Origin of the sequence: Capnocytophaga sp. oral taxon 864, assembly GCF_002998835.1 — a bacterium.
GTDB classification, from domain to species: Bacteria; Bacteroidota; Bacteroidia; order Flavobacteriales; family Flavobacteriaceae; genus Capnocytophaga; species Capnocytophaga ochracea.
The window spans coordinates 1772095-1793879 of sequence record NZ_CP027232.1; the positions used below are offsets into that span (position 1 = coordinate 1772095).

Annotated in this window: 13 protein-coding genes and 1 pseudogene; 5 read left to right on the plus strand and 9 right to left on the minus strand. The window is 41.6% G+C overall.

The features are described from left to right. Positions 1–84: 84 nt before the first annotated feature. The 3 genes from C3V44_RS07870 (at position 85) to ilvA (ending at position 3018) form a co-directional block, all read left to right on the plus strand. A complete protein-coding gene (locus tag C3V44_RS07870) occupies positions 85–897 on the plus strand; it encodes a leucine-rich repeat domain-containing protein (protein WP_106096094.1) in 813 nt (270 codons plus the stop codon). An 8-nt stretch (positions 898–905) separates the two neighbouring features. After that, positions 906–1730 carry a leucine-rich repeat domain-containing protein gene (locus tag C3V44_RS07875; protein WP_106096095.1) on the plus strand — a complete coding sequence of 275 codons (825 nt, stop codon included), beginning with the start codon at positions 906–908 and terminating at the stop codon, positions 1728–1730. 100 nt (positions 1731–1830) lie between these two features. Continuing rightward, complete coding sequence (ilvA, locus tag C3V44_RS07880; RefSeq protein ID WP_106096096.1) at positions 1831–3018, plus strand: threonine ammonia-lyase; 1188 nt, start codon at positions 1831–1833, stop codon at positions 3016–3018. 341 nt (positions 3019–3359) lie between these two features. Here the strand turns inward: ilvA and C3V44_RS07885 are convergent, their stop codons facing one another. The 7 genes and pseudogenes from C3V44_RS07885 to C3V44_RS07915 all read right to left on the minus strand — a co-directional run bounded on the left by C3V44_RS07885 (position 3360) and on the right by C3V44_RS07915 (position 12945). After that, positions 3360–4946, minus strand: coding sequence for a DUF5018 domain-containing protein (locus tag C3V44_RS07885; RefSeq protein ID WP_106096097.1), 1587 nt, complete (start codon positions 4944–4946; stop codon positions 3360–3362). Between the two features lie 95 nt (positions 4947–5041). Beyond that, entirely contained in the window at positions 5042–7300 is a 2259-nt protein-coding gene (locus C3V44_RS07890) for a hypothetical protein (RefSeq protein ID WP_106096098.1), read from the minus strand. A gap of 58 nt (positions 7301–7358) precedes the next feature. After that, a pseudogene (locus C3V44_RS12590) lies at positions 7359–8734 on the minus strand (hypothetical protein). A 426-nt stretch (positions 8735–9160) separates the two neighbouring features. Then, positions 9161–9313, minus strand: coding sequence for a glycine cleavage system protein T (locus C3V44_RS12335; RefSeq protein ID WP_106096099.1), 153 nt, complete (start codon positions 9311–9313; stop codon positions 9161–9163). 99 nt (positions 9314–9412) lie between these two features. Continuing rightward, positions 9413–11584, minus strand: a complete 2172-nt coding sequence (locus C3V44_RS07905; protein WP_106096100.1) for a glutamine synthetase III — start codon at positions 11582–11584, stop codon at positions 9413–9415. A gap of 25 nt (positions 11585–11609) precedes the next feature. Next, complete coding sequence (gene dinD, locus C3V44_RS07910) at positions 11610–12473, minus strand: DNA damage-inducible protein D (RefSeq protein WP_106096101.1); 864 nt, start codon at positions 12471–12473, stop codon at positions 11610–11612. A gap of 49 nt (positions 12474–12522) precedes the next feature. Beyond that, on the minus strand, positions 12523–12945 hold the full coding sequence (locus tag C3V44_RS07915) for a hypothetical protein (protein ID WP_016478367.1): 423 nt from the start codon (positions 12943–12945) through the stop codon (positions 12523–12525). A gap of 287 nt (positions 12946–13232) precedes the next feature. Here C3V44_RS07915 and C3V44_RS07920 point away from each other — a divergent pair, with 287 nt between their 5' ends. Continuing rightward, positions 13233–14468: a hypothetical protein gene (locus C3V44_RS07920; RefSeq protein WP_106096102.1), complete on the plus strand. Its 1236-nt coding sequence runs from the start codon at positions 13233–13235 to the stop codon at positions 14466–14468. Between the two features lie 894 nt (positions 14469–15362). Beyond that, the gene (locus C3V44_RS07930) at positions 15363–18668 is read left to right on the plus strand and encodes a DUF2723 domain-containing protein (protein ID WP_106096104.1); all 3306 of its coding nucleotides are present in this window, start codon (positions 15363–15365) and stop codon (positions 18666–18668) included. Positions 18669–18672: 4 nt separating this feature from the next. On the opposite strand, the gene C3V44_RS07935 is transcribed toward C3V44_RS07930, so the two are convergent. Together C3V44_RS07935 and C3V44_RS07940 are read right to left on the minus strand one after the other, a co-directional pair. Then, entirely contained in the window at positions 18673–20610 is a 1938-nt protein-coding gene (locus C3V44_RS07935; protein WP_106096105.1) for an LTA synthase family protein, read from the minus strand. A 6-nt stretch (positions 20611–20616) separates the two neighbouring features. Beyond that, a complete protein-coding gene (locus C3V44_RS07940; protein WP_106096106.1) occupies positions 20617–21780 on the minus strand; it encodes a glycosyltransferase in 1164 nt (387 codons plus the stop codon). Positions 21781–21785: the final 5 nt, after the last annotated feature.

The following is a 21785-nucleotide window of genomic DNA, read 5'->3' on the forward strand; positions in this document are numbered from 1 at the left end:
AGAAATTAGGGGATTAGTAAATTTGAAAATGAGAAAATTAGTAGCTTACAAAAATTGATAAATACGATAAAAAATAATTATACAATGAGAAAAGTTTTATTATTAGCTTTGGCGATGGTTGCTTTGGTGAGCTGTCGGAAGAGTGATGATGACAGCAATGGTAACTCTACCGCTGATTATGAGCTCAGCGCTGATGGGCGTACGCTTATCAAATGGAAAAATGCAAATACTACAGTGCTTGATATGCAAGCTGATGAGAAGCTCAGAAATGTGAACACTATCGGGAAAGGGGCTTTTAAAGAACATCAGAACCTCCAATCGATTACATTCCCGAATAACTTGAAGGAGATAGAAGAGAGTGCTTTTGAAGATGCAAACCTCAGCGGTGAGGTTGTCTTTAACACGAAAGCGACCGTTGATTTTGGCGAAAAGTGCTTCTACCACACTCATCTGAAAAAGATAACATTCCCCAATATGAGTGTGTTAGGTATCAATGCTTTTTCAGTTTGTAGGGATTTAAAAGAGGTTACTTTTAACAAAGTAAAGAAATTAGGTGATTTTGCACTGAGAGATTGCAATGCTGCCTCGCTTACCTTTGAGGGGACGGGGCTTACTGAAATAGGACACGGCACTTTTGTGGGGATGTGGAAGCTAAAAGAGATTACTTTACCTGAGACGCTTACTAGAATAGAATCAGATGCTTTTTGGCAATGCATAGTGCTGAAAAAGATTACTATTAAAGCGGTAAATCCACCTACCTTACATATTAACAGTATTTTTGGCACTAACGATAAAAGTGTGATACCTACCATTTATGTACCTAAGGGTTCGGTAGAACAATACAAAAAAGCGGCAGGCTGGAAAGATTTCGCGGAGAAAATACAAGCAATTAATTAAATTAAAGAATGAGAAAATTAGGAAATTTGAAAATGAGAAAGGTTTTATTATTAGCTCTTATAGGGATTGCTTTGGTGGGCTGTCGGAAGAGTGATGATGACAACAACGGTAACTCTACCGCTGATTATGAGCTCAGCGCTGATGGGCGTACGCTTATCAAATGGAAGAATGCGAATACTACGGTGCTTGATATGCAAGCTGACGAGAAGCTCAGAAATGTGAACACTATCGGGAAAGAGGCTTTTAAAGAACATCAGAACTTACAGTCGATTACTTTCCCTAACAACCTCAAAGAAATAGAAGAGAGTGCTTTTGAAGAAGCTAGCCTTAGTGGTACCGTTACCTTCAATACCAACGCTACAGTAGTTTTTGGCGATAAAGCTTTCTTCAAAACAAAAATTAGAAAACTCTCCCTTCCTAATGTAAAAAGACTACCCTATAGCGTATTGTCAATGTCTTATAATCTCGAAGAATTACACTTCAATAAATTAGAAATATTAGGATTTGGTGCTATTGGGTGGAATTATCTAAAAGAAATTAACTTAGAAAATACTGGACTCACTGATATAGAAACTGTGGGAATTTCGGGGTGTACGGAGATGAAGAGTGTTATCTTGCCTGCAACACTGAAGACTATAGGGTATGATGCTTTTTGGTATTGCCAACAGCTTAAAACAGTTACCATTAATGCGGTAACCCCTCCTGCCTTAGTGAATAACCCGTTTAGGGCTACTCGTATAGAAAAGATATACGTACCTAAAGGCTCGGTAGAGCAATACAAAAGAGCTACTTTCTGGAGTGCTTTTTCTGATAAGATTCAAGCAAAACCATAAGTGTGAGCCACACGGGTAGGTGTGAGCCACACAGGCGATTAATAGGGGTACAATTATACTATATTGAAGAGACATTAATTATTAACACTATTTGAAAATTATGAACTTTACCACAGCACGTGAGCACCTCAAGAGTGTGCTCCTCCCTACACACCTTATTTATAGTCCGCTCTTCTCAGAAGAATCTGGCAACAAAATCTACATCAAGCCTGAAAACCTTCAAAAGACAGGAGCTTTTAAGATTCGTGGCGCTTATAACAAAATCCTTAAACTTACCGAAGAGGAGAAAAAAAGAGGAGTTATTGCTTCTTCAGCAGGAAACCACGCACAAGGCGTTGCCTACGCAGCACGTGAATTGGGTATCAAAGCCGTGATTGTAATGCCTAAAACTACGCCTCTTATCAAAGTGCAATCTACCAAAAAGTACGGTGCTGAAGTAGTGCTCTACGGCGATGTATACGACGATGCTTACCAAAAAGCGAAAGAGCTGGAAGAGAAAGAAGGCTACGTGTTTGTACACCCTTTCAACGACCCTGATGTGTTGGAAGGACAAGGTACTATCGCCTTAGAGATATTGGAAGAACTGCCTAACACCGATGTGATAGTTGTACCTATAGGCGGTGGTGGACTTATCTCGGGGATTGCTTGCGCTGCTAAACAGCTCAAACCCGATATTAAGATTGTAGGTGTAGAACCCTCAGGAGCTGCTTCGGCAACCGAAGCACTCAAGAAAAATAAGCTTGTTAGCCTACCCGAAGCCAATACCATTGCTGATGGCACTGCTGTAAAACGGATAGGAGAGCTAAATTTTGAGTATATCAAGAAGTATGTAGACGAGGTGGTAACCGTAGATGACTATGAACTTACGGAAGTTTTCTTGCTATTGACAGAAAAGCACAAGCTTATCGCTGAGAACTCAGGCGTATTACCTTTGGCAGCACTCAAAAAACTCACTGACCGCGGTAAGAACGTTGTGCCTGTAGTAAGTGGGGGCAATATAGATGTGCTAATGATATCTTCGATGATAGGCAAAGGATTGGTGAGCAGAGACCGTATTTTCAACTTCTCGGTAAGCATTCCTGACCGCCCTGGTGAACTCGCTAAGATTACTCAAATTATTGCAGAAGTGGGAGCTAATGTAGTTAAACTCGCCCACAACCAGTTTAAGAACCTCTCACGTTTCCGCGATAAAGAAGTGCTCATCACGGTAGAGACCAACGGTACCGACCATATCCAGCAGTTGGTAAGAACTTTTAAAGATAAAGGGTACGAAATTACCGCTAAGTAGTTGTTAGTAGGACAAACGCTTTTAGATTAAAAACGTAAATTCGATGTAAGAAAAATGACATTAAAGTTATATGTCTAAATAAGTAGCTTCGCTACTTTAAAATCTCGCACAGATTACACGGATTACACGGATTTAGATTTCAATATTATGGAACAAAAATCCACAGATTGGTAGCTTCGCTATTAGATTTCACAGATTATAACGTAAAGCACAACTGTAAATCACTTTTATATGAGCTGACGTTAAAAAAGACTTTGCCAAAGGGTCGTAGCACGACAGGCTATTAACCCCTTTGCAAAGTCTTTTTATTTTCTGTTAAGCTATATACGGACTTATTGACTTCAGACTTTTCTCAAAGAGAATTCTGCTTTATATTCTTTGCCGTTTTCTTCTATGAGTACATAGCCTTTGGGCAGGTCTTTTAATAAATAGTCGTATTCACTATCAGATAGTCTATGTGTACTTACTGCTGCTGGATATCTAGTCATATTTTCTATTTTCAGATTAGGAAATACAATAGCTTTTATAGAAGCATTACCTATTTCTTCATTAAAGAAAATATTAATTTGTTTAGCGAAAAAAGAGGCGTCTTTGTCTATAAGCTCAGCAGTGCCTTTAACTTTCAAACGTGGAGGAGTTTCAGGAACAACTTTTTGAACGGTAATTTCTTGACCAAAAACCTCTGATTTCAGGTGTATTTGAGAAGATAATACTACCTTATAAGTACCTGACTCTACATTATTATCTATTTTAAAAGTTGCGGTGGTACCTCGGTGATTATACGTACTTAAAGTTACTTTTGTTTCTCCGTTTTTAATTAAAAGTAACTCGCAATATCTGTAATTAGTATTAAAACCTACGCTCATATAGGTAAAGTTTTCTCCTGTTATGGTTAATTCATCACCTGTTTTTAGGGTAGTTGCAGAGAGAGATTTGATTACTGGGGCATAAGTAGGTACTATGTTTATCGCTTGTCCGTCGCTGTTTACAAAAGGAAGTACTTGCTCTTTAGCACCCCCTTTTACTACAAACTTAAAGTCATTACCTCCGCTGAAAGCTCCAGCTGGTGTATTGAACATCTTAAATTCGAGGTTGTAACCAGACATTTCTGCAACTGTAAGCTGGTAATCTTGTCCGTTTTTGCGTAGGTAATAGGTGTATTTTTTTAAGGCTTCAGCATTAGCGTATACTAGCACTTTAAAGACTTGCAAGTTGGTAGTCGCTAATGTTTGTACAGGACCTTCAAAAAGATTAATATCTAAAACATCTAAAACAATCTCACTACTATCTAAGGTAAAAACACCACTTTCGACTTCTTCTTTGTCGAAGGTTACTTTAAAGCGATATTGACCGTTTTTATAAGTTGCGGGCAAGACCACATATACACGTCTTTCTTTTTTGTCTATCTTTTGTACTTTGAGGTCGTAAGAGAGCGCGCTTCTGTATTTAAGGAGCTTTACTTTTATTTGCTCTTTTTTGACGGGTAATGTATTTACCTCGAAGAAAATCACCTCGCCTCCTGCTTTGTTTACCGTATATTCATTAGGAACGTGCCCAATTTCTATTGGGACTTGCGGTTGTTCGGTCTTTTCGGTGGTAACCAGTACTTTGTAGGTTTTAGTACTTTTGTTTTCGGCGGTTACAGTGTAGGTTACTTCCTTAGAGAAGTTTTGAGCTACCCCTGTATTAGGGCTTACGGTTGCGCCCTTAGAAACCGTGATGGTAGGAGTAAGGGTCGCGACATCGGTGTCTTCAGGTAATTGGGCGGTGATAGTGGTATTGCTGATAGTACCACTATAAGTGTTACCCTCTACGGTAAAGACAAACGAAAGAATGTCTTTTTCAGCGCTCAGTGGGAGCGTTTCATCATTGTCTTTCTTGCACGCAAAAGCGATGAGCAAGATGCATAAAACGTACAATTTTTTCATTGTAGATAATTTTTTTTGAATTGCTTGCTATTAGAAAGTGCAAAGATACGACGTAATTAGCAAATGAGCAAATAAGGGAATGAGAAAATGAGGCACTACATCTCTCCTCGTTTCATCTTTTCGAGATTAGCTTTTACCTCTTGGCGTTGGGATTCAAATTCATTATTAGTTTTTGAAAGGAGTTTTACGGCTTTTTCTTCGAGCTTAATAGCTTCTTGTTTTTCACCGCGTGTGTACAAGAGGTGAGCGAGGGTATCTAAGTAATAAGGATTCTCAGGTTCTAACTGTACTGCCGAGCTTGCCCACTGATAGGGTTCTGCTAATTTAGCAGGGTCGTTTTTATGTTCTTCGTACACTTTCCAAGCGATGTTATTAGCGCGGTTAGCAAAGCGCATTTTGTAATACTTCCAACTGTTTTCTTCATCGCCTTCGGAAAAAGCCTTATCGAGTGCTGCAATGAGATTACTATCTCTCTTCAATAGGCTTTTATAGTATTCGCCGAAATAAGCACTGGCTTCTTCTACGTTGTTTTCATAGAGAAAATCGATGTAATCATCAGCGGTAAGTACGTTCTTTTTGACACCTTCGATATAAACGGCTTTTACAGGTTCAAAAAGCGTTTTGTCGTTAAATACAAGGCGGTCGAGAAGAGTACTGAAGTGTCCATAGTTTGCTTCTATTACGCCTTTCTCCAAGCGTTGTTGATAGTCTGTATAGTCATTGTTTTTAGGAATGAGTTTTTCGTTATGTGCTTTAATTTCCTCGCTGAACTTCACCAAATAAGCGATTGCGTCTACATCAGCAGGAGAAGCAGGCTTTTCGGCATTGAAAATTCGGTAATAATAATCGCTATCATTGCTATTAAGAGCGAGCAAGAAAGCATATGCGGAATCGAGTTTGCTATCGTTTTTATGAGCGTTTACGATGCGCTGCCACTGGGTAGTTACTTGCTCAGGGGTAAGTTGCATTTGGTAGATGCCTTTTGGGTTTTTGAAATCGGAGAAGTAATCTTCTTGCTCTTGCGCTATATAGTCGAAGGCTTCTTCCTCATTAGCATCGCCTGTTTTTTGCACGGGACGATTTTTAGCTAACAAATACACATGCTGGCTGTCCTTTTTGAGGAAAGTGGTAAAAATAGCTTGTAGGTCTTTTACAGAGAGTTTAGGGTTACCCAAAGCTTTGTCGAGCGCACGAGCCATTGCTATTGTACCGAACTGCTGTCCGTAAGTATCACTTGTTACTATTTCGTCATTGGCAACCTCTTCGATAGTAGAGGGCTGATTGTAGAGCAGATTACCGGCTACGTCAAGCACAGCCATTTGGTTACCTGTAGGTACGCCTTTGGCTTTGAGGGTTTTCATATCTTTGGTAGTAGCCAAATAGAGTTCATACGGATAGCCATTGCTACCGTCTTCTTCTTTATATTTGGCAAAAAGGGCAGCGAATTGTTGTTGAGCCTCTTTGTTATCGGGTTGTTGGAAGACTATTACCAAACGGCTATATTTATCGGCTGAAGCAAGGGCAGCTTTCAAGTTCTTGGGTAGTGAAATATCTGCTTGGCTTTTCTGCTTAGCTCTTTTTTCAGGATTGTATTCGGGGATATCCTGTTCTTCCTCAAAAGCGATGAGATATTTCCAATTCTTTACATTTTCCTTATTGCTACAAGCTACTTTTGCTGGATTAGGAGTGCTTGCCTTGTTACTGAACAGAATTGCGTTATCGGAATCACCTTCGGTAAGAGAAATCGTTCCTTTATCGGGGTTGTAAGTGCCTTTTAAATTAAGCATATTATTGGTTCCTAAAAATTCTACTTCCACGGCATTGGTTGTCTTTCCGATAGGATATTTCTCAATAATTACTTCTTTGGATTTATTGTTGAAAGCTACTGAATGGGCATTCACTAAGTAAAGGTTTTCAGTACGTGGCACTTCAAAACTTTCTAATACATAGTAACCAACTCCATTGCTGTCTTTTGTTTTTTCTACATTTTCCAATGAAGTGATTTTGTTATGTACACACACATATTCCACTTCACCTTTGTTGTTTTCGTAGCCTACATATAAGAAATGTGGGTCGCCAAAGAGCCCTGTTCCTATTTTAAAGGTAATTTGCAACTGAGAGCTATTGCTCTGTTTCTTCTCAACCAAAAAAGACGACGCATCGGAAGAGAACTCTATTTTTTTGTCCTTTAAGGTATAGTTGCCCGAAGCGCCTACCAATTCGTAAGTGTTGTTATTACCAATCCTAAGCTCCAAAGCATTGCCAAGAGAGCTGGCTTTGTAAGAGCCAGCAGGAATAGGGTTTTGGGCTATGAGAGATAGCGGAAATAGTGCTAATAGGGGAAGTGCTTTCATTTGAGTGAAAAATTAAGAGTTAAAAAGCTGAGACTTGTGTAGCAAAAAGTGAGCCAGATCATTCTGTATACTTTTTGATAAGGCGAATCATTAAGTCGCTGAGTTTTTCGACTTGATACTCCCCTACACTAGGTTCTAAATGGGCGTTACCTATACCGCTGTCGTCGGTGATAAAGACATAGGTACCATTGGTATATATTGCCATAAAACGCATTAAGAACTCGGTGGGCTTATCAATACCACTGGCTACGATAGGAATGAGTTTGATACCTTTCTCGGCAGCGGTTTTAACTGATGCTTGTACGCTTTTGAGTATCTTATCTTCGTGATGTGGAGGAGCATCGAGTACTAAAAAGGCAATACGTGTGCGTGCCTCGCCGTCCCATTGGAGTTTGTTGAGCTGGTTGAGGGCTGAGTGTACTGCTTCGGGGAAGTCGCCACCACCATCAGCTTTTTGGCTATTAATAAACTGAATGGTTTTATTGATATCCTTAGTAAAATCGGAATGTTTGACTACATACTCATCGCCTTCGTCGCGATAAAAGACCGTAGCGGTGCTTATTTTGAGGTTTTTATTTCCTTCTTCTACCTTACTGATTACGTTCTTTAAGTCCATTTTTAGAAACTCTAACTCATCGCTCATTGAGCCCGTAGCATCTACCATAAAGGCAATTTGTACTTCGTTTGATGCTTTTTTACTTCATTTTTAAGCGCAATACGGTTGAGTGTGTTTTCGCTAATTGCTTTTTCTGTACTCACCCATTGGTCGTTTACTTTTAGGCGCAAATGCTCGGTGTTAAGCTCTTTTTCTTTTTGGAAGGCACTCACCCATAGTTCAGCTTTACCCGTGTTATCGGTTTTAGCTGTCCATAGCAGGGTATTGTTGCGATAGAGCGCAACGGTAACATTCACAGCAGGCTTACCATTAGCGGTTACAAGTACCGCTATACGGTGATTGGTGTACATTTGCCAATGTTCGGGGAAAGAAGCAAATTCATTTTTATTGAGCGTTTTTTGGTAGAAATCCCAGCTGTTGAGATCGTTCCACTCGCCGGCAGTTACCAAGCCGGACTGAGGTTGGGGGTCGCTTTCGGGACGATGTTTACGGTGCTTAGGTTCAGTGCGTTTCGCTGGTTTGCTGGTTGCTACATCTTTTGCTACTGACATTTTAGCTGACGTCGTACTTTCGTCACTTCTGCTAACATCGCCTGTTATTTTAGAGGATTTTCTCTTAGCGCTCTTTTCGCTGTAGCCAACTACGGCTATCTCGGCTAATTCGCCACTACTTTCTTCTCGGTAATCGGTGGCAGAGCTTTCATATGGGTATTCGGTGGTACTGCTTCCACGATCAACGGGTTTATAAGCGTTTCGGTTGCCACAAGCTCCTATGAGTAGGGCGAGGCATAACAATAAAAAATAAGATATGTTTTTCATTTTGGAATATAGTTTTTGTGTTTCTAAGAGAAAGTATACGAAAATAATGCCAAATTAGTGCAATGATGCCGGAAATGTGAATAAAAAAGATTATTGTGCTAGTATAATGCCCCCGAACCCCCGAAGGGGGACAAGCCACAAATAGGGTTACTTGGTTGAAAAGAAACATTCTCTTGTTACATATCCAGTTGTGAGGCCTCGTTGGCTAACTTCAAAGCGGGAATGTAGTGACAGTCATTTCTCCCCTTTTCCGTCATACTCTCCCTAGTGCCTAAGTCCTGAGGACTATCGCCTCTTCCCTTTTCTTTCGCCTCGAAACCTTATTTTTGACATTTTTGGCATTGTTGTATTATACTATTAATCAATTTTTTAAACACCCTTCCTATACCAATCGTCCAAGATTCGTATAAGCTTCCTATAAGCTCTCTATAAGCTAACCCCACCCTCCTTACACCCTTTTTTCACCAAAAATCCTCCTAACTCACTTTTTATATTTTTCGTTTTCCTCCGATAACTCAGACCAGTCCAATTTGTCCGACAAGTCAGACCCGTCAAAAAACCTTTTTTATCACTACCCATTTGCTAATTTCCTAATTCTCTAATTTTCTATTGCCCGTCGTGCTACGACTGCCTGTGCGGCTCGCACCTCATTTTCTCATTCTCTCATCTTCTAATTTGCTAATTAAAAAACAGCTCCCGGTATTTCGTCAGTGTCCAAAGCTCATCATCTACCATAAGTTCGAGTTTATCGCAATGGTAGCGTATTACCTCAAAGAAAGGTTTTACTTGCGTGCAATAAGCATCGGCTTTGGCTTCAAAATCAGGAAGGTGATTAGCGTGCTTACGCGCCTCTACCATTGCCTCCACCTGACTGTGAATAACCTTGATATGCTCGGAAATATGGCGTATAAGCTCCATTTGCTCGGCAGCTACTTCTTGATAGCTATCGCCAAATATTTCTTTTAAGCCTTTCACATTCTCAATAAGCGTGTTTTGGTAACGTACCGCAGTAGGCACCACGTGATTACGGGCAATATCGCCTAATACACGTGATTCTATCTGTACGGTTTTCACGTATTCTTCTAAGCCAATTTCATAACGTGCTAAAAGCTCTACTTTGCTGAGTACTCCTGTACTTTCAAACAAAGCCACAGCCTTCTCACTGATGTTTTCTTTGAGGGCTTCAGGTGTTGTTTTATGGTTTGATAGTCCACGACGGGCAGCCTCTTCCTCCCATTCTTTGCTATAGCCGTCGCCTTCAAAGCGTATTTTCTTACTTTCCTTAATATAGCGGCGCAATACTTTAAAGATAGCATCTTCTTTCTTCTTGCCTCCTTCGATGAGCGCATCAACTGCTTTCTTAAACTCGGTGAGCTGTTGAGCTACTATGGTGCTCAGTACCATTGTAGGCTTGCCACAGTTGGCTTTAGAGCCCACTGCACGGAACTCAAACTTGTTGCCCGTAAAGGCGAAAGGCGAGGTGCGGTTGCGGTCGGTTGTATCGAGGAAGAGGTCAGGTATTTTGCCTACTACATTCAGTTTAAGGTCGGTTTTTTCCTCAGGAGATAGGTTATCAGAGGATACTTCTAAGGCGTTGAGCACTTGGGTAAGCTGTTCGCCTATAAACACCGATACGATAGCAGGCGGTGCTTCATTAGCACCTAATCGGTAATCGTTAGTCGCCGATGCCACTGAGGCTCTTAACAAAGGCTCATATTCACATACTGCCTTGATAGTGCAGATGAAGAAAGTGAGGAATTGCAGGTTCTTGATAGGTGTTTTGCTGGGTGCTAAAAGGTTTACGCCTGTATCGGTAACCAGCGACCAGTTGTTATGTTTACCCGACCCATTCACCCCTGCAAAGGGTTTTTCGTGGAATAGGATTACAAAGCTATGACGCTCGGCTACCTTGCGCATCACGTCCATCAGCAAAGAGTTTTGATCGACTGCAAGGTTGGCTTCTTCAAAGATAGGCGCCAACTCAAACTGGTTAGGTGCGACCTCATTATGGCGCGTTTTTACGGGGATACCAAGCAATAAGCACTCTTGTTCTAAATCGCGCATAAAAGCCAACACACGGCTGGGGATTGCCCCTAAATAATGGTCATCTAACTGTTGTCCTTTCGCCGCTTGATGCCCTAAGAGGGTGCGACCGGTAATCATCAAATCGGGGCGGGTATTGGCAAGAGCTTTATCGATGAGGAAGTACTCTTGTTCACAGCCTAAGGTAGTGGTGACTTTGCTCACATTTTTGTCGAAATAGCGGGCAACCTCGGTAGCTGCTTGGTCGAGAGCGCTAAGAGCTTTGAGCAATGGCGTTTTGTTGTCCAATGCCTCGCCAGTATAGGCGATGAATATTGTAGGGATACAAAGTACGGTGCCATATACAAAAGGCGGTGAAGAAGGATCCCAAGCGGTATAGCCACGTGCCTCAAAAGTATTACGGATACCGCCATTGGGAAAGCTGGAAGCATCGGACTCTTGTTGTACGAGCTGTCCGCCCCCAAAGCGTTCGATGGCGCGGTCGCGGGTAACGGGCTCAAAGAAAGCGTCGTGTTTTTCGGCAGTGCCCCCTGTAAGAGGTTGAAACCAGTGGGTATAGTGGGTAGCGCCTTTGGATATTGCCCAATCGCGCATAGCGGTCGCCACTTGGTCGGCTACACGGCGGTCGATTTTAGTGCCATTGTGAATGGCGTTCATTACAGCGGCAAAGGCATCGCGGGTCATCAGTTGGCGCATAGCCTCTTCGTTGAATACATTTTGGGCAAACAGTTCGGAGCGTTTGCCATTTTCGGGTACCGCCACCGGTTTGCGGTTTTGTGCGGTAGTAAGAGCGGTGAATCTTAGCATAGGTAACAGGTAAGTTATTATTATTTTAGTTTTTAGGCAATTTTTGAGAGCGTTCAGCTATCATTTTCTCATCACGCGCTACTTTGCGCTCTAATTTCTTAATATCTTCAGCAGGAGGTAATTCCTCTGGTTTGATACCACGCTGTCCTAACATTTGTCGGACAGTTTGGTTATTTTGTACGTGCTCGTGTGTGATAGCAGGTTCGCCGTGCAAATCGTTATTCTCAACATTGTAATTGGTCATTTCGGTAGCGAGGTTCTTAGCGGCAATGGTAAGGGTTGGTAAGAAATCTGCCAAAGGTCGGTTGGTTTTTATTTCTAACCGCAACTTCATATCCTCAGTAGTATGTCCGCCAAAAAGAGCGGTATCTCCTTTGGAGCGGATACGCGAAAAGCCTTTATCATCAACGCCACGCTCATAAATATTCTGTGAGAGTTGCTTTTCGGCACTTCTGAGTTTATCACGTGTTTCTAAACGAGAAAGTAAATTGAGCCGTTCTTCTATGAGTTCCGCCTTACGGGTTTGTACAGCAAAATAACTCTGAGCAAAAGCTACTTCCTCCTTTTTAGGGTCGCCATTCTGAGCAATGAGATAACAGGCATAACGAGTAAGCATAAAATCTACCACTTCACGCTTTCCTCCTTTACCAATCTCGATCATTTTCGTGACCTCACGAAAATGATCATCTACATTGATTTGTTGCGACTTACACGAAGCAACTGCTCGGTGTATCGCTACCGAAAAGTTCTCCCATCGGGCATAGCCCAATATGGTTTGTAACTCACGGGCAAACCACACTTCTATTTTCTCTTTGGCATCTTCACTTTCTATATAATGAGTAATGCCGTCAAACAGATTTTTGTACTGTAAAACACTGTTCTTATCCATAATGTTTTAGCGTTTTTAAGTTTCAAGGGGTAAACCTATCCGATAACTACTACAACGTAATTGTAATCGTTGATTTTTCTTTCGCTTTAAGGGTAACCGTTTTCACTGTTTTCAAACTGTTCTTAGTAATTTCAGTGCCCGAAAGATTTTTCTTCCCTGCATTGTCCTCAGTGTAATACACCACAAACTGATACACTTCTTGCTCATCAATCACATCTACACTCAGTACAAACGAGGCTATCCCCTCATCATCAGTCGCCGACCGCTTCGCGTGAAAAGTAGGGTGCGAGTCACTTTTGTGTTCCCACGCCCATTCATCGTAAGCATATACCTCCCAATTCTTTAAGGGCGTACCGTTGTTGTCTTTTACGTAGACGGTAACATCTACCTTACCTTCTAATCTCTTAATTTCCTCTTTACTACAAGAGAGTGCTCCAAAAGCAATAAGGAGCATTAAAATCGTTCTTTTCATTGTTCTATTATTTAGTTTTTAATTTTCACTCGTGAGTTCTTAGTTCTCAAATCGTTTTTCTTCCGCCTTCCGTGCTACGAATGTCTGTGTGGCTCACACTGCCTATATGGTTTACACTTCTTCATTTGCTAACTTACAAATTTGCTAATTTTTCACCTGTGCGACTGATACTGCTTGTCGTGCTACGACTTCTATTGCGACAAAAGTAATCATTTTCTTTTATATTGTCACCTTTTTTACAATTTATTTTGTATTTTTGCGCTATCAAGACCATAAATATTACCCAAATGAAAAGATTTTTTTACATCACTTTAAGCGCTTTATGCCTTTTCACAAGTTGCCAAAAAGATAATAACAGCGAAGATAATGGCTCTCTTATCTCCAGCAACACCCCCTTTCCAATGATGGCGTGGATAGGACTCTCCCCTCAATCCTCTACTGAAGCCTATCAAGAGATGAAACAAGCGGGCTTAAATTACAATATGTATACCTATTATTCCCCCCTTTCCCAAGTGAAAGAGGCTTTAAATAAGATGCAAAACCTACAAATGAAGACTATTGTAAGTTGCTCAGAACTCTCTACCGATACCGAAGCAACCATTAAAGCCCTAAAAGACCACCCTGCTGTGGCGGGCTGGTTTATGGCAGACGAACCCTCAATGAAAGATTTAGATAAGATAGCTGCGAAGATGAAACGCTTTCAGCAAATCGATAAAAAAGGTATCTGCTATGTGAATTTCCTCTCAATAGACACTTCCGAAAAGCAATTAGGCGCCTCCTTCAATGCTTATCTTGAAAAAGCCACCCGCACCCTCCCTCTGCAAATGCTCTCTTCTACCTTCTACCCCATTGTACTGAACAAAGGAGCAAAAGAGAGAACCGTAAACGGATTGTGGTATAAAAACTTAGAAGTCTTCTCGGCAAAAGCCAAAGAATTACGCATTCCTCTATGGACGCTCGTGCTATCATCGTCCCACTCTCTTGGTGAAGGTGGATACCCAGAACCTACTCTTGCCGACCTGCGCTTGCAACTGTACACCAACTTAGCCTATGGTTCGCAACTGATGCAGTTCTTCACCTATACCACCCCTCCTGACAACCTAACTTACAAAGCGCCTATTGCTCCCGACGGCTCTAAAAATGCCACCTATTACCGATTAGCGCAAGCCAATGCCGAAGTACAGAAACTTTCCGGCGTGTTCGTGGGAGCAAAGATGCTCAACGTATGGCATACCGGCAAAAGCATTCCCGCAGGCACTAAAAGATTGGTATTGCCCAATAACTTTGAAGTCCTCAAAACAGGCGATATAGGGGCAACTGTTTCGCTTTTGCAGAACGGGTCACGCTACTATTTGATGATTGTAAACCACAGTCCTCTCAAAACGTTGCCCTTAGAGATAAAAGCCACTGCCGAAGTACAAGAAGTAAGCAAAGAAGCCCGCTTGCTCCCCGTCGATTGGACAACCTCTAAAACATACACCTTAGAAGCAGGAGATATGCGCCTTTTCTCGTGGACAAAATAAAAGACTTTCTATCTCATAAACTTCCCCCATCTTACCTCCACCTTTTCGTCGCCACATTCCCTCTTTTGAAGGTAGCCAGCGACAGCTGGATATGTGTAAAGAGGGAGCTTTCTATTACACTTTTCCCCTACTGCCTATTGCCTAAGACCTCACACGTCCCCATTTACTAATTTTCTAATTTGCTAATTCCCTAATTATCCCTTCTTCTTTCCGTCACCACATTCCCCCTTTGAAGGGGGTAGGGGGGATGTTATCCCCTAGTGCCCTTCGCTGGTGCGAGCTTGTAGCTCGTACACACTTTGCCAAAGATAATTTTCCATTATGCTACGACCCTACATTACCTTCACTTTTTTTGTCTCTAGATTCCCCTTTTCCGTCGTACTCCCCCCTAGTGCCTATGGCCTATGACCTATTGCCTCTTCCTCTTTCTTTCGCCTCGAAACCCCGTTTTTAACATTTTTAGCACTGTTGTATTATATTATGAATCAATTTTTTACACACCCTTTCTATACCAATCGTCCAAGATTCGTATAAGCTTCCTATAAGCTCTCTATAAGCTACCCCCACCCATCTTACACCTTTTTTTCATCAAAAATCCTCCCTCCCCTCTTCCGAACTTCTCCGTTTTCTTCCGAGCTCCTAAACCCTCCAAATTTGCTAATTCAACAGCCTGTGTGGCTCACACTGCCTGTGCGGCTCGCACCTTTGGCAAAGTATAGTGATAACAAATATCCCTCCTATCACATACTCTACTTTTGCGGGGCATAGACCCAGCTGTTGCGAACTGGCTCCAAAAGAGAATGTAGTGAGGGAGTGAGGGGGGTATATCTGATTGACAAATTTGCTCATTTGGTAATTGTTTCTTACCTTTGCACTTTGAAATATAAAGTACTGATGACAGATAATCAATTTAAGAAATATAACCTCATTGTGGGGTGGGCTGTTTTTGCCGTAGCTCTTATCACTTATGGGCTTACGGTAGAACCTACGGTTAGCTTTTGGGATTGTGGCGAGTATATTGCTACCTCAGCGAAATTGGAAGTGGGTCACCCTCCTGGAGCGCCTTTATTCCAAATGATGGGCGCTTTTATAGCTGCTTTTGCTCCCAACTCGGATAAGATTGCGCTGTTTGTGAATTATATGTCGGTTTTATCGAGTGCTTTTACGGTTCTTTTCTTGTACTTCATCATTGTAAATTTGACCAAGAAAATCGCTTTAAAAAGAACCGATTCTGTTGAAGAAAAAACGCCTGCTACGCTTACCCAAGGGCAGTTTATCGCTGTTTTGGGGAGTGGGGTTGTAGGGGCTCTTGCCTATACTTTCTCGGATAGTTTTTGGTTTAACGCGGTGGAAGCAGAAGTGTATGCAATGGCAATGCTATTTATGTCGGCTATGTTTTGGCTGGGCATTAAGTGGACGGACAGTTTGCACGAACCACGTGGCGACCGCTGGTTATTACTGATTTCGTTAGTAGTGGGGCTTTCGTTTGGGGTGCACTTTATGGCGTTACTGACCATTCCTGCCATTGGTATGCTTTATTTCTTCAAGAGTAACTACAAGAAAACGGTAGTAAACTTCATCATTGCTAATGTAGTTTCTATCGCTATTTTGCTGTTGATATTTAAACTGATATTACCTTACACCTTGGCGTACTTTGGTTATTTGGAAGTGTTTTTTGTGAATAGCTTCGGTATGCCGTTCAACTCAGGGACTATTATCGCGGGACTCTCGGTTATTGCGTTCTTCTATTTTACGCTGAACTACGCTTATAAGCAAAACAAAGTGCGCTTGCAAACGGGCGTTTTATGCTTGTTGTTTGTGTTTATAGGGTTTTCGTCTTGGCTAATGATACCTATTCGCGCGAATGCTGATACGGTTATCAATGAGAACAGTCCGACTGATGCGCGTTTGCTATTAGCTTATTACAACCTTGAACAATACCCCGAAACGCATTTGTTCTACGGTCCTATGTATTCGGATAAATACGCTGGATTAGACGAAGAGAACCCGTATGAAGATGCGAAGCCAAAATACGAGCGCGATTATGCCTTAGGCAAATACATCATCGTGAATCAGTACAAAAACGCTCAGATGGCGTCGAATAGCAAACAAGAGGGTGTTTTGCCGAGAATGTGGAGTGCGCAACACGCGGCGAATTATATGAAGCTCACAGGACTACTTACGTTTAGAATAAAAGAAGAAGCGTATAACGAGCCGAAGCTCTATCAGTTTTTACAAGAAGTGCAAAGGCAAATGCAAATACAACCGCTTCCGCCTGAGCGTTACGACCAATTCCTTACCGAATATCGGGACTATATAGAAGTAGAGAAGCCAAGTTTTTGGAAGAATATGCACTACTTGTTCGAGTATCAGTTTGGGTATATGTACTTCCGCTATTTTGCTTGGAACTTTATAGGCAGGCAAGACGATGTGCAAGGCAAGATGGAGAATGACCACGGCAACTGGCTATCGGGCATTAAGCCTATTGATAGTTTGCGCCTTGGGTCGCAAGACAACCTTCCTGCCGATGTGCTGAACAATAAAGCTCGTAATACTTACTATTTCCTTCCTTTGCTCTTAGGACTCTTAGGGTTATTTTTTATGGCGACGAAGAGCGAACGCCAAACGTGGGTAGTGATGATGCTTTTCCTTTTTACGGGTTTGGCAATGAAAATATACCTCAACGAACGACCGTTTGAACCGCGAGAGCGAGATTATGCGTTAGTAGGTTCGTTCTACGCTTTTGCTATATGGATAGGAGTGGGTGTATATGCATTATTCCACGCACTTAGGAGGGTGCTTTCGCCACGAATAGGGGCGCCTTTGGCAGTGGTAGCGAGTTTGCTTGCTGTACCTGTGCTGATGGCAAGTGAGAATTGGGACGACCACAACCGCTCGCAAAAGTATTCGGCAGAGTTTATTGCGGACGCTTATTTGAGCTCGGTAGTTAAAGATAAAGACGCTATGATATTCACCATTGGCGATAACGATACGTTCTTACTGTGGTATGCCCAAGAAATAGAAGGCTATCGCACCGATGTGCGGATAATTAATACCAGCTTGTTGCAAACGGATTGGTATATTGACCAAATGAAGCGCCAAGCGTACCAAAGTAGTCCTATCCCAGGTGAAATGGTGCACAAACAATATGCTCACGGGGTACGTGAAGGGGTGTATTTCCAAAAACGCACCGAGAACCGCTGGAACATTAAAGACTTTGTGAAATGGGTAACCAGCGATGACCCCAATACACAGCTCAGTAGCAGTAGTAGTGAAAGTAGAACCTTTAACTACTACCCTACAAACAAAATACGGATTCCTGTAAATAAAGAAAACGTACTAAAGAGCGGCATTGTAAGACCCGAAGATGCTGATAAAATAGTAGACTATATAGATATCACGCTCCCTAGTGCTATCGATAAAGCACGTATTGTGATGCTGGATATTTTGGCTTATAACGATTGGAAACGCCCGATATACTTCTCCGGAGGTAGTATGGACTCTGCTGAGTATATCTGGATGAAGGAGTACTTACAATTAGATGGACTGGTGTACAAACTTGTGCCTATTAAAACAGAAATCGATAAGAAGCACCCCTTTGATATGGGTCGTATAGACAGTAATTTGATGTACGACATCATAAAGAAATGGGATTGGGGCAATATGGGTAAAGCAGGTATTTACTTAGACCCCGAAACGCGTAAGAACAGTATTATCTTCCGCGGTAATTTGGCTCGTCTTACCGAAAAACTGATAGAAGAAGGCAAATTAAATAAAGCCAAAGATATCTTGGATATCGGAATGAAGCATATGCCTTTGGAGGCTTATGGCTATTACTTCACTCTCGATCCTTTTGTACAAGGTTATTTTAAGGTGGGTGAGAAAGAAACCGCTCGTAAATTAGCCTTGCAGATATTTGGGAAATATCAAGAAGAACTGAATTATTACGCACACTTATCGCCAGATGAGCGATATGCTAATACTGCCAGAATACAGTATACCATAGACCGCTATGGAGAATTATTATTGCTCATAGCGCCTTTGGATAAGGATTTTTACGAAAGACAAGTAGAGGTGCTCAGAGCGAAGGCGAGTCCGTTTATGAAATCGCAAGAGCTTGATGAGTATATGAAGATGCTAATGGATGAGGAGGTGGATACGCTTGTTCAGGCAGGAGCAGAGGAAGATAGTGGAAATTAGGTAATCATTGCAGTTTATCATTAATGATTCTATCCATAAAATCTTGCATAAAGGCACGCATATCAGCGATGCCTTTTTTCATTTCTTCATTATGGGCGATTTGGTCTTTGAGGTTGTGGGTGAGGTTTAAATCGTCCTTAGCATATACACCAACTACTTCACCTTGGAGGTCTAATACATAGATAAAATTACCTTGAATGAGCTGGTAGAACTGCGTATTGGTAACAAAAGCACGAGGAGTTTCATCGGCTTTGTTTGCTAGCAAGCTACGCCCCCAAGAGCGGAAAGGCTTTTGGTACCCCATCAAATCTACGAGAGTAGGAAAAATATCTATTTGTTGCCCCAATACATCTGAGCTCCCCTGTGGGATAAGTGCTTTATTAGGGCTAAACAAAATAATAGGCAAACGGTGGTGTGCTATCTTCTGTTTGTAATAATCGTAATAATCTTCAGTAGTATGGTCAGGAATAATGGCAAAGATAGTGTTCGTATACCAATCTTCTTTTTTAACGGTATCGAAGAATTTTCCGATGGAATAATCGGCGTATTCCACTACGTTATGCATAGGTATATCGCCGGTATTAAAACGCTTGTTGAGGGGTTCGGGCACTTTATAAGGACCGTGAGAGGAAAGAGTAAAAACCGTTGCCAAAAACGGACGCTTCATTTGGTTGATGTTTTTTGCGAAATACTGCAAGAAGGGTTCATCGTCTATACCCCAACTGCCATTATAGTAGCGCTCATCGTTGAATTCAGTGCGCCCTAAGTAAGTTTCATATCCTATTTGGTGGGTATAGCCATCGAAATTCATAGAGCCATTGGTAGCACCGTGCGCAAAGAGCGTTTGGTAGCCCAAAGAGCGTGCGATTTCGGGCAAAGATGACACTTTGCGCTGAGCATATCCCGACCTTACCCAAGCGGTTTGGAAGGTAGGCATACCTGCCGTTACAGCCGAAATGCCTTCAATAGAATGAACACTATTGGCATAAATATTAGTAAAATAGAACCCTTGTTGTGCCAAAGAGTCTAAAAAAGGCGTGTGAGTGCGGTAGTTTGGAATATGAGTATTTTGGTTCATCACTCCGAAGTATTCAGCACCCATTCCTTCGAGAATGATGACTACTATGTTAGGCTGTTTAGTAATGCTGCGATGATATTGTTTAATAGGTTTGATATTTTGGGTAATATAGTCTTCGGTAGTGAATTTAAACTCTTTAAAACCTTTGTTTTTGCCCATAGTGCGCAGAATGGTAAATGGTGTATTGAGCAGTACATTCACTTGAGAGATATCGCGGGCATATTTGCTAGCGTCCATCACAGTAAGTGGAATCACCCCTTTTTTGAACGAGAAACCACGTATACCAAAAATAAGCGTAGGTGCCAATAGCACCAACACCACTACCGATGTGATAAAGTAAGGTTTTCGATGCATTACATTCTCTTCTTTCACACGGAGTTTCTTGTAGAGGAATACCCATAGCACTACTGATACTAAAAAAACCACAAAAATAGCCCAATACTGCACCAAGAAGCCTGCGAGTAGCGTCAGTGGGTTGTGTTCGTTTTCTACCAAAGCCCAATCGTTAGTCGTAAGGCGTGTTTTATTATATGAAAAATAAGCAATATCGATAAAATTGAGCAGATAAGCAGGTATATTGCAAATGAAGTACACCCAGAAGAGCACTTTTTGGAAAATAGGCTTGGTATTGATGAGCAGAGGGAGCACACTTAGGAAGATGAACAGAAGGTTCACGTAGATAATGGCGGTAGTATCAAATAGCAAGCCGTAGAAAGCGAGGTGCAAGAAGTCGGCTATACCGTCTACACTGAGGTGCGCCTGATTGAAACTATAAAAGGCGATGCGAGCTAAAAAGTAAAATAGGTAGACTAAAGCTAGTCGGTAAGCAAGGATTTTGTATTCGGCAGTGCGGAAAGATTTCATAGGTAATTACAATATGGTTTTAAACAATTCGTCCCATTGTTTTACGATTGTTTCTATACTATAGTCATTTGCTTTAGGGAGAATATTTTGTTGGATTTTGTTTCTCAAAGAAGCGTTATGCATCAATTCGGAAAGTTGGTGAGCATAATCGTTCATATCGAAAGGTTTTACAAGTACACCATTCACGCCATTAGGAGCGAGGATACCTCTTACCCCAGCAGAGCAGTCGAAAGCGATAGGAACGACACCAGCTTGTTGGGCTTCCATTAGGACTGTTCCTTGTCCTTCCATTTGAGAAGAGAGGCAAAAGATAGCAGCCTTATTGTAATAAGGATAGATGTCATCGGTTTTACCGACGAAAGTAATGCGAGGTAGAGAACGTTCTTCTACCATAGCGCGTAGTTTAGGGAGCTCTTTACCGTCGCCAACAAGAAAGAATTGCCAATCAGGAAATTGCTCATATATCATTTCCCATATAGAGACTAATCGGTCTACACGTTTATCTTTATAGGACATACGACCTACGTATAGCAAAACGTTCTCTTTTTGCAAAGAGTAGGGAGTAGACACTGAAGGAATAGGGGTAGAAATCGCTTTTAGTTTGTGATTATCGGTGAGTTGTAGAACTTGGGTGAGTTCATCTTTATAAGCTTCGCAGAGCACGATAAAGGCGTGGTAATGGTTGTAGATAACGCGGTATTTTTCGATTCTAATTTTTCTGTACAAGTGGTAAGAAGGTATCTTGAATCCCCAGAAATAGAGAAAGTGTAATAGACTTTTCTTCGCTTTTTGCTTGAGATTTTCCAATTCGTTTTCGGACTGCCAAAAGGTAGCTCCATAATGAGCAAAGATACATTTGCATTGAGTTCTCTTAAAGATACCTTCGCCAGAAGCACTAAAACTCTTACCTATGAAAGCTAAAACATCGATACCTAATTCGTTTACTTTATCGGCTAAAGACACATTAGGGCTAGAAAACAGACGGGTTTTGCCTATATCGACAAAAGTGATATATTGTTTATCTTCATCGGTAAGCTCTTGGTGAGCGATGCGAGAAGAAAACACAAACACTTTATATCCTAAGGCTGTGAGATATGGTGCTATATTAGAGGTGATTTTCTCTCCCCCTCCATAAGGAAATCGACCATGAACAAAACCGATGTTGGGCATAATAT

Bases quoted from the DNA above. Each gene is read 5' to 3' on its own strand.
- C3V44_RS12335 (WP_106096099.1), bottom strand. From the start codon at position 9,313: ATGGGTAGTGATAAAAAAGGTTTTTTGACGGGTCTGACTTGTCGGACA.
- C3V44_RS07870 (WP_106096094.1), top strand. From the start codon at position 85: ATGAGAAAAGTTTTATTATTAGCTTTGGCGATGGTTGCTTTGGTGAGC.
- C3V44_RS07915 (WP_016478367.1), bottom strand. From the start codon at position 12,945: ATGAAAAGAACGATTTTAATGCTCCTTATTGCTTTTGGAGCACTCTCT.
- C3V44_RS07930 (WP_106096104.1), top strand. From the start codon at position 15,363: ATGACAGATAATCAATTTAAGAAATATAACCTCATTGTGGGGTGGGCT.
- C3V44_RS07935 (WP_106096105.1), bottom strand. From the start codon at position 20,610: ATGAAATCTTTCCGCACTGCCGAATACAAAATCCTTGCTTACCGACTA.
- dinD (WP_106096101.1), bottom strand. From the start codon at position 12,473: ATGGATAAGAACAGTGTTTTACAGTACAAAAATCTGTTTGACGGCATT.
- C3V44_RS07940 (WP_106096106.1), bottom strand. From the start codon at position 21,780: ATGCCCAACATCGGTTTTGTTCATGGTCGATTTCCTTATGGAGGGGGA.
- C3V44_RS07890 (WP_106096098.1), bottom strand. From the start codon at position 7,300: ATGAAAGCACTTCCCCTATTAGCACTATTTCCGCTATCTCTCATAGCC.
- C3V44_RS07885 (WP_106096097.1), bottom strand. From the start codon at position 4,946: ATGAAAAAATTGTACGTTTTATGCATCTTGCTCATCGCTTTTGCGTGC.
- ilvA (WP_106096096.1), top strand. From the start codon at position 1,831: ATGAACTTTACCACAGCACGTGAGCACCTCAAGAGTGTGCTCCTCCCT.
- C3V44_RS07920 (WP_106096102.1), top strand. From the start codon at position 13,233: ATGAAAAGATTTTTTTACATCACTTTAAGCGCTTTATGCCTTTTCACA.
- C3V44_RS07905 (WP_106096100.1), bottom strand. From the start codon at position 11,584: ATGCTAAGATTCACCGCTCTTACTACCGCACAAAACCGCAAACCGGTG.
- C3V44_RS07875 (WP_106096095.1), top strand. From the start codon at position 906: ATGAGAAAATTAGGAAATTTGAAAATGAGAAAGGTTTTATTATTAGCT.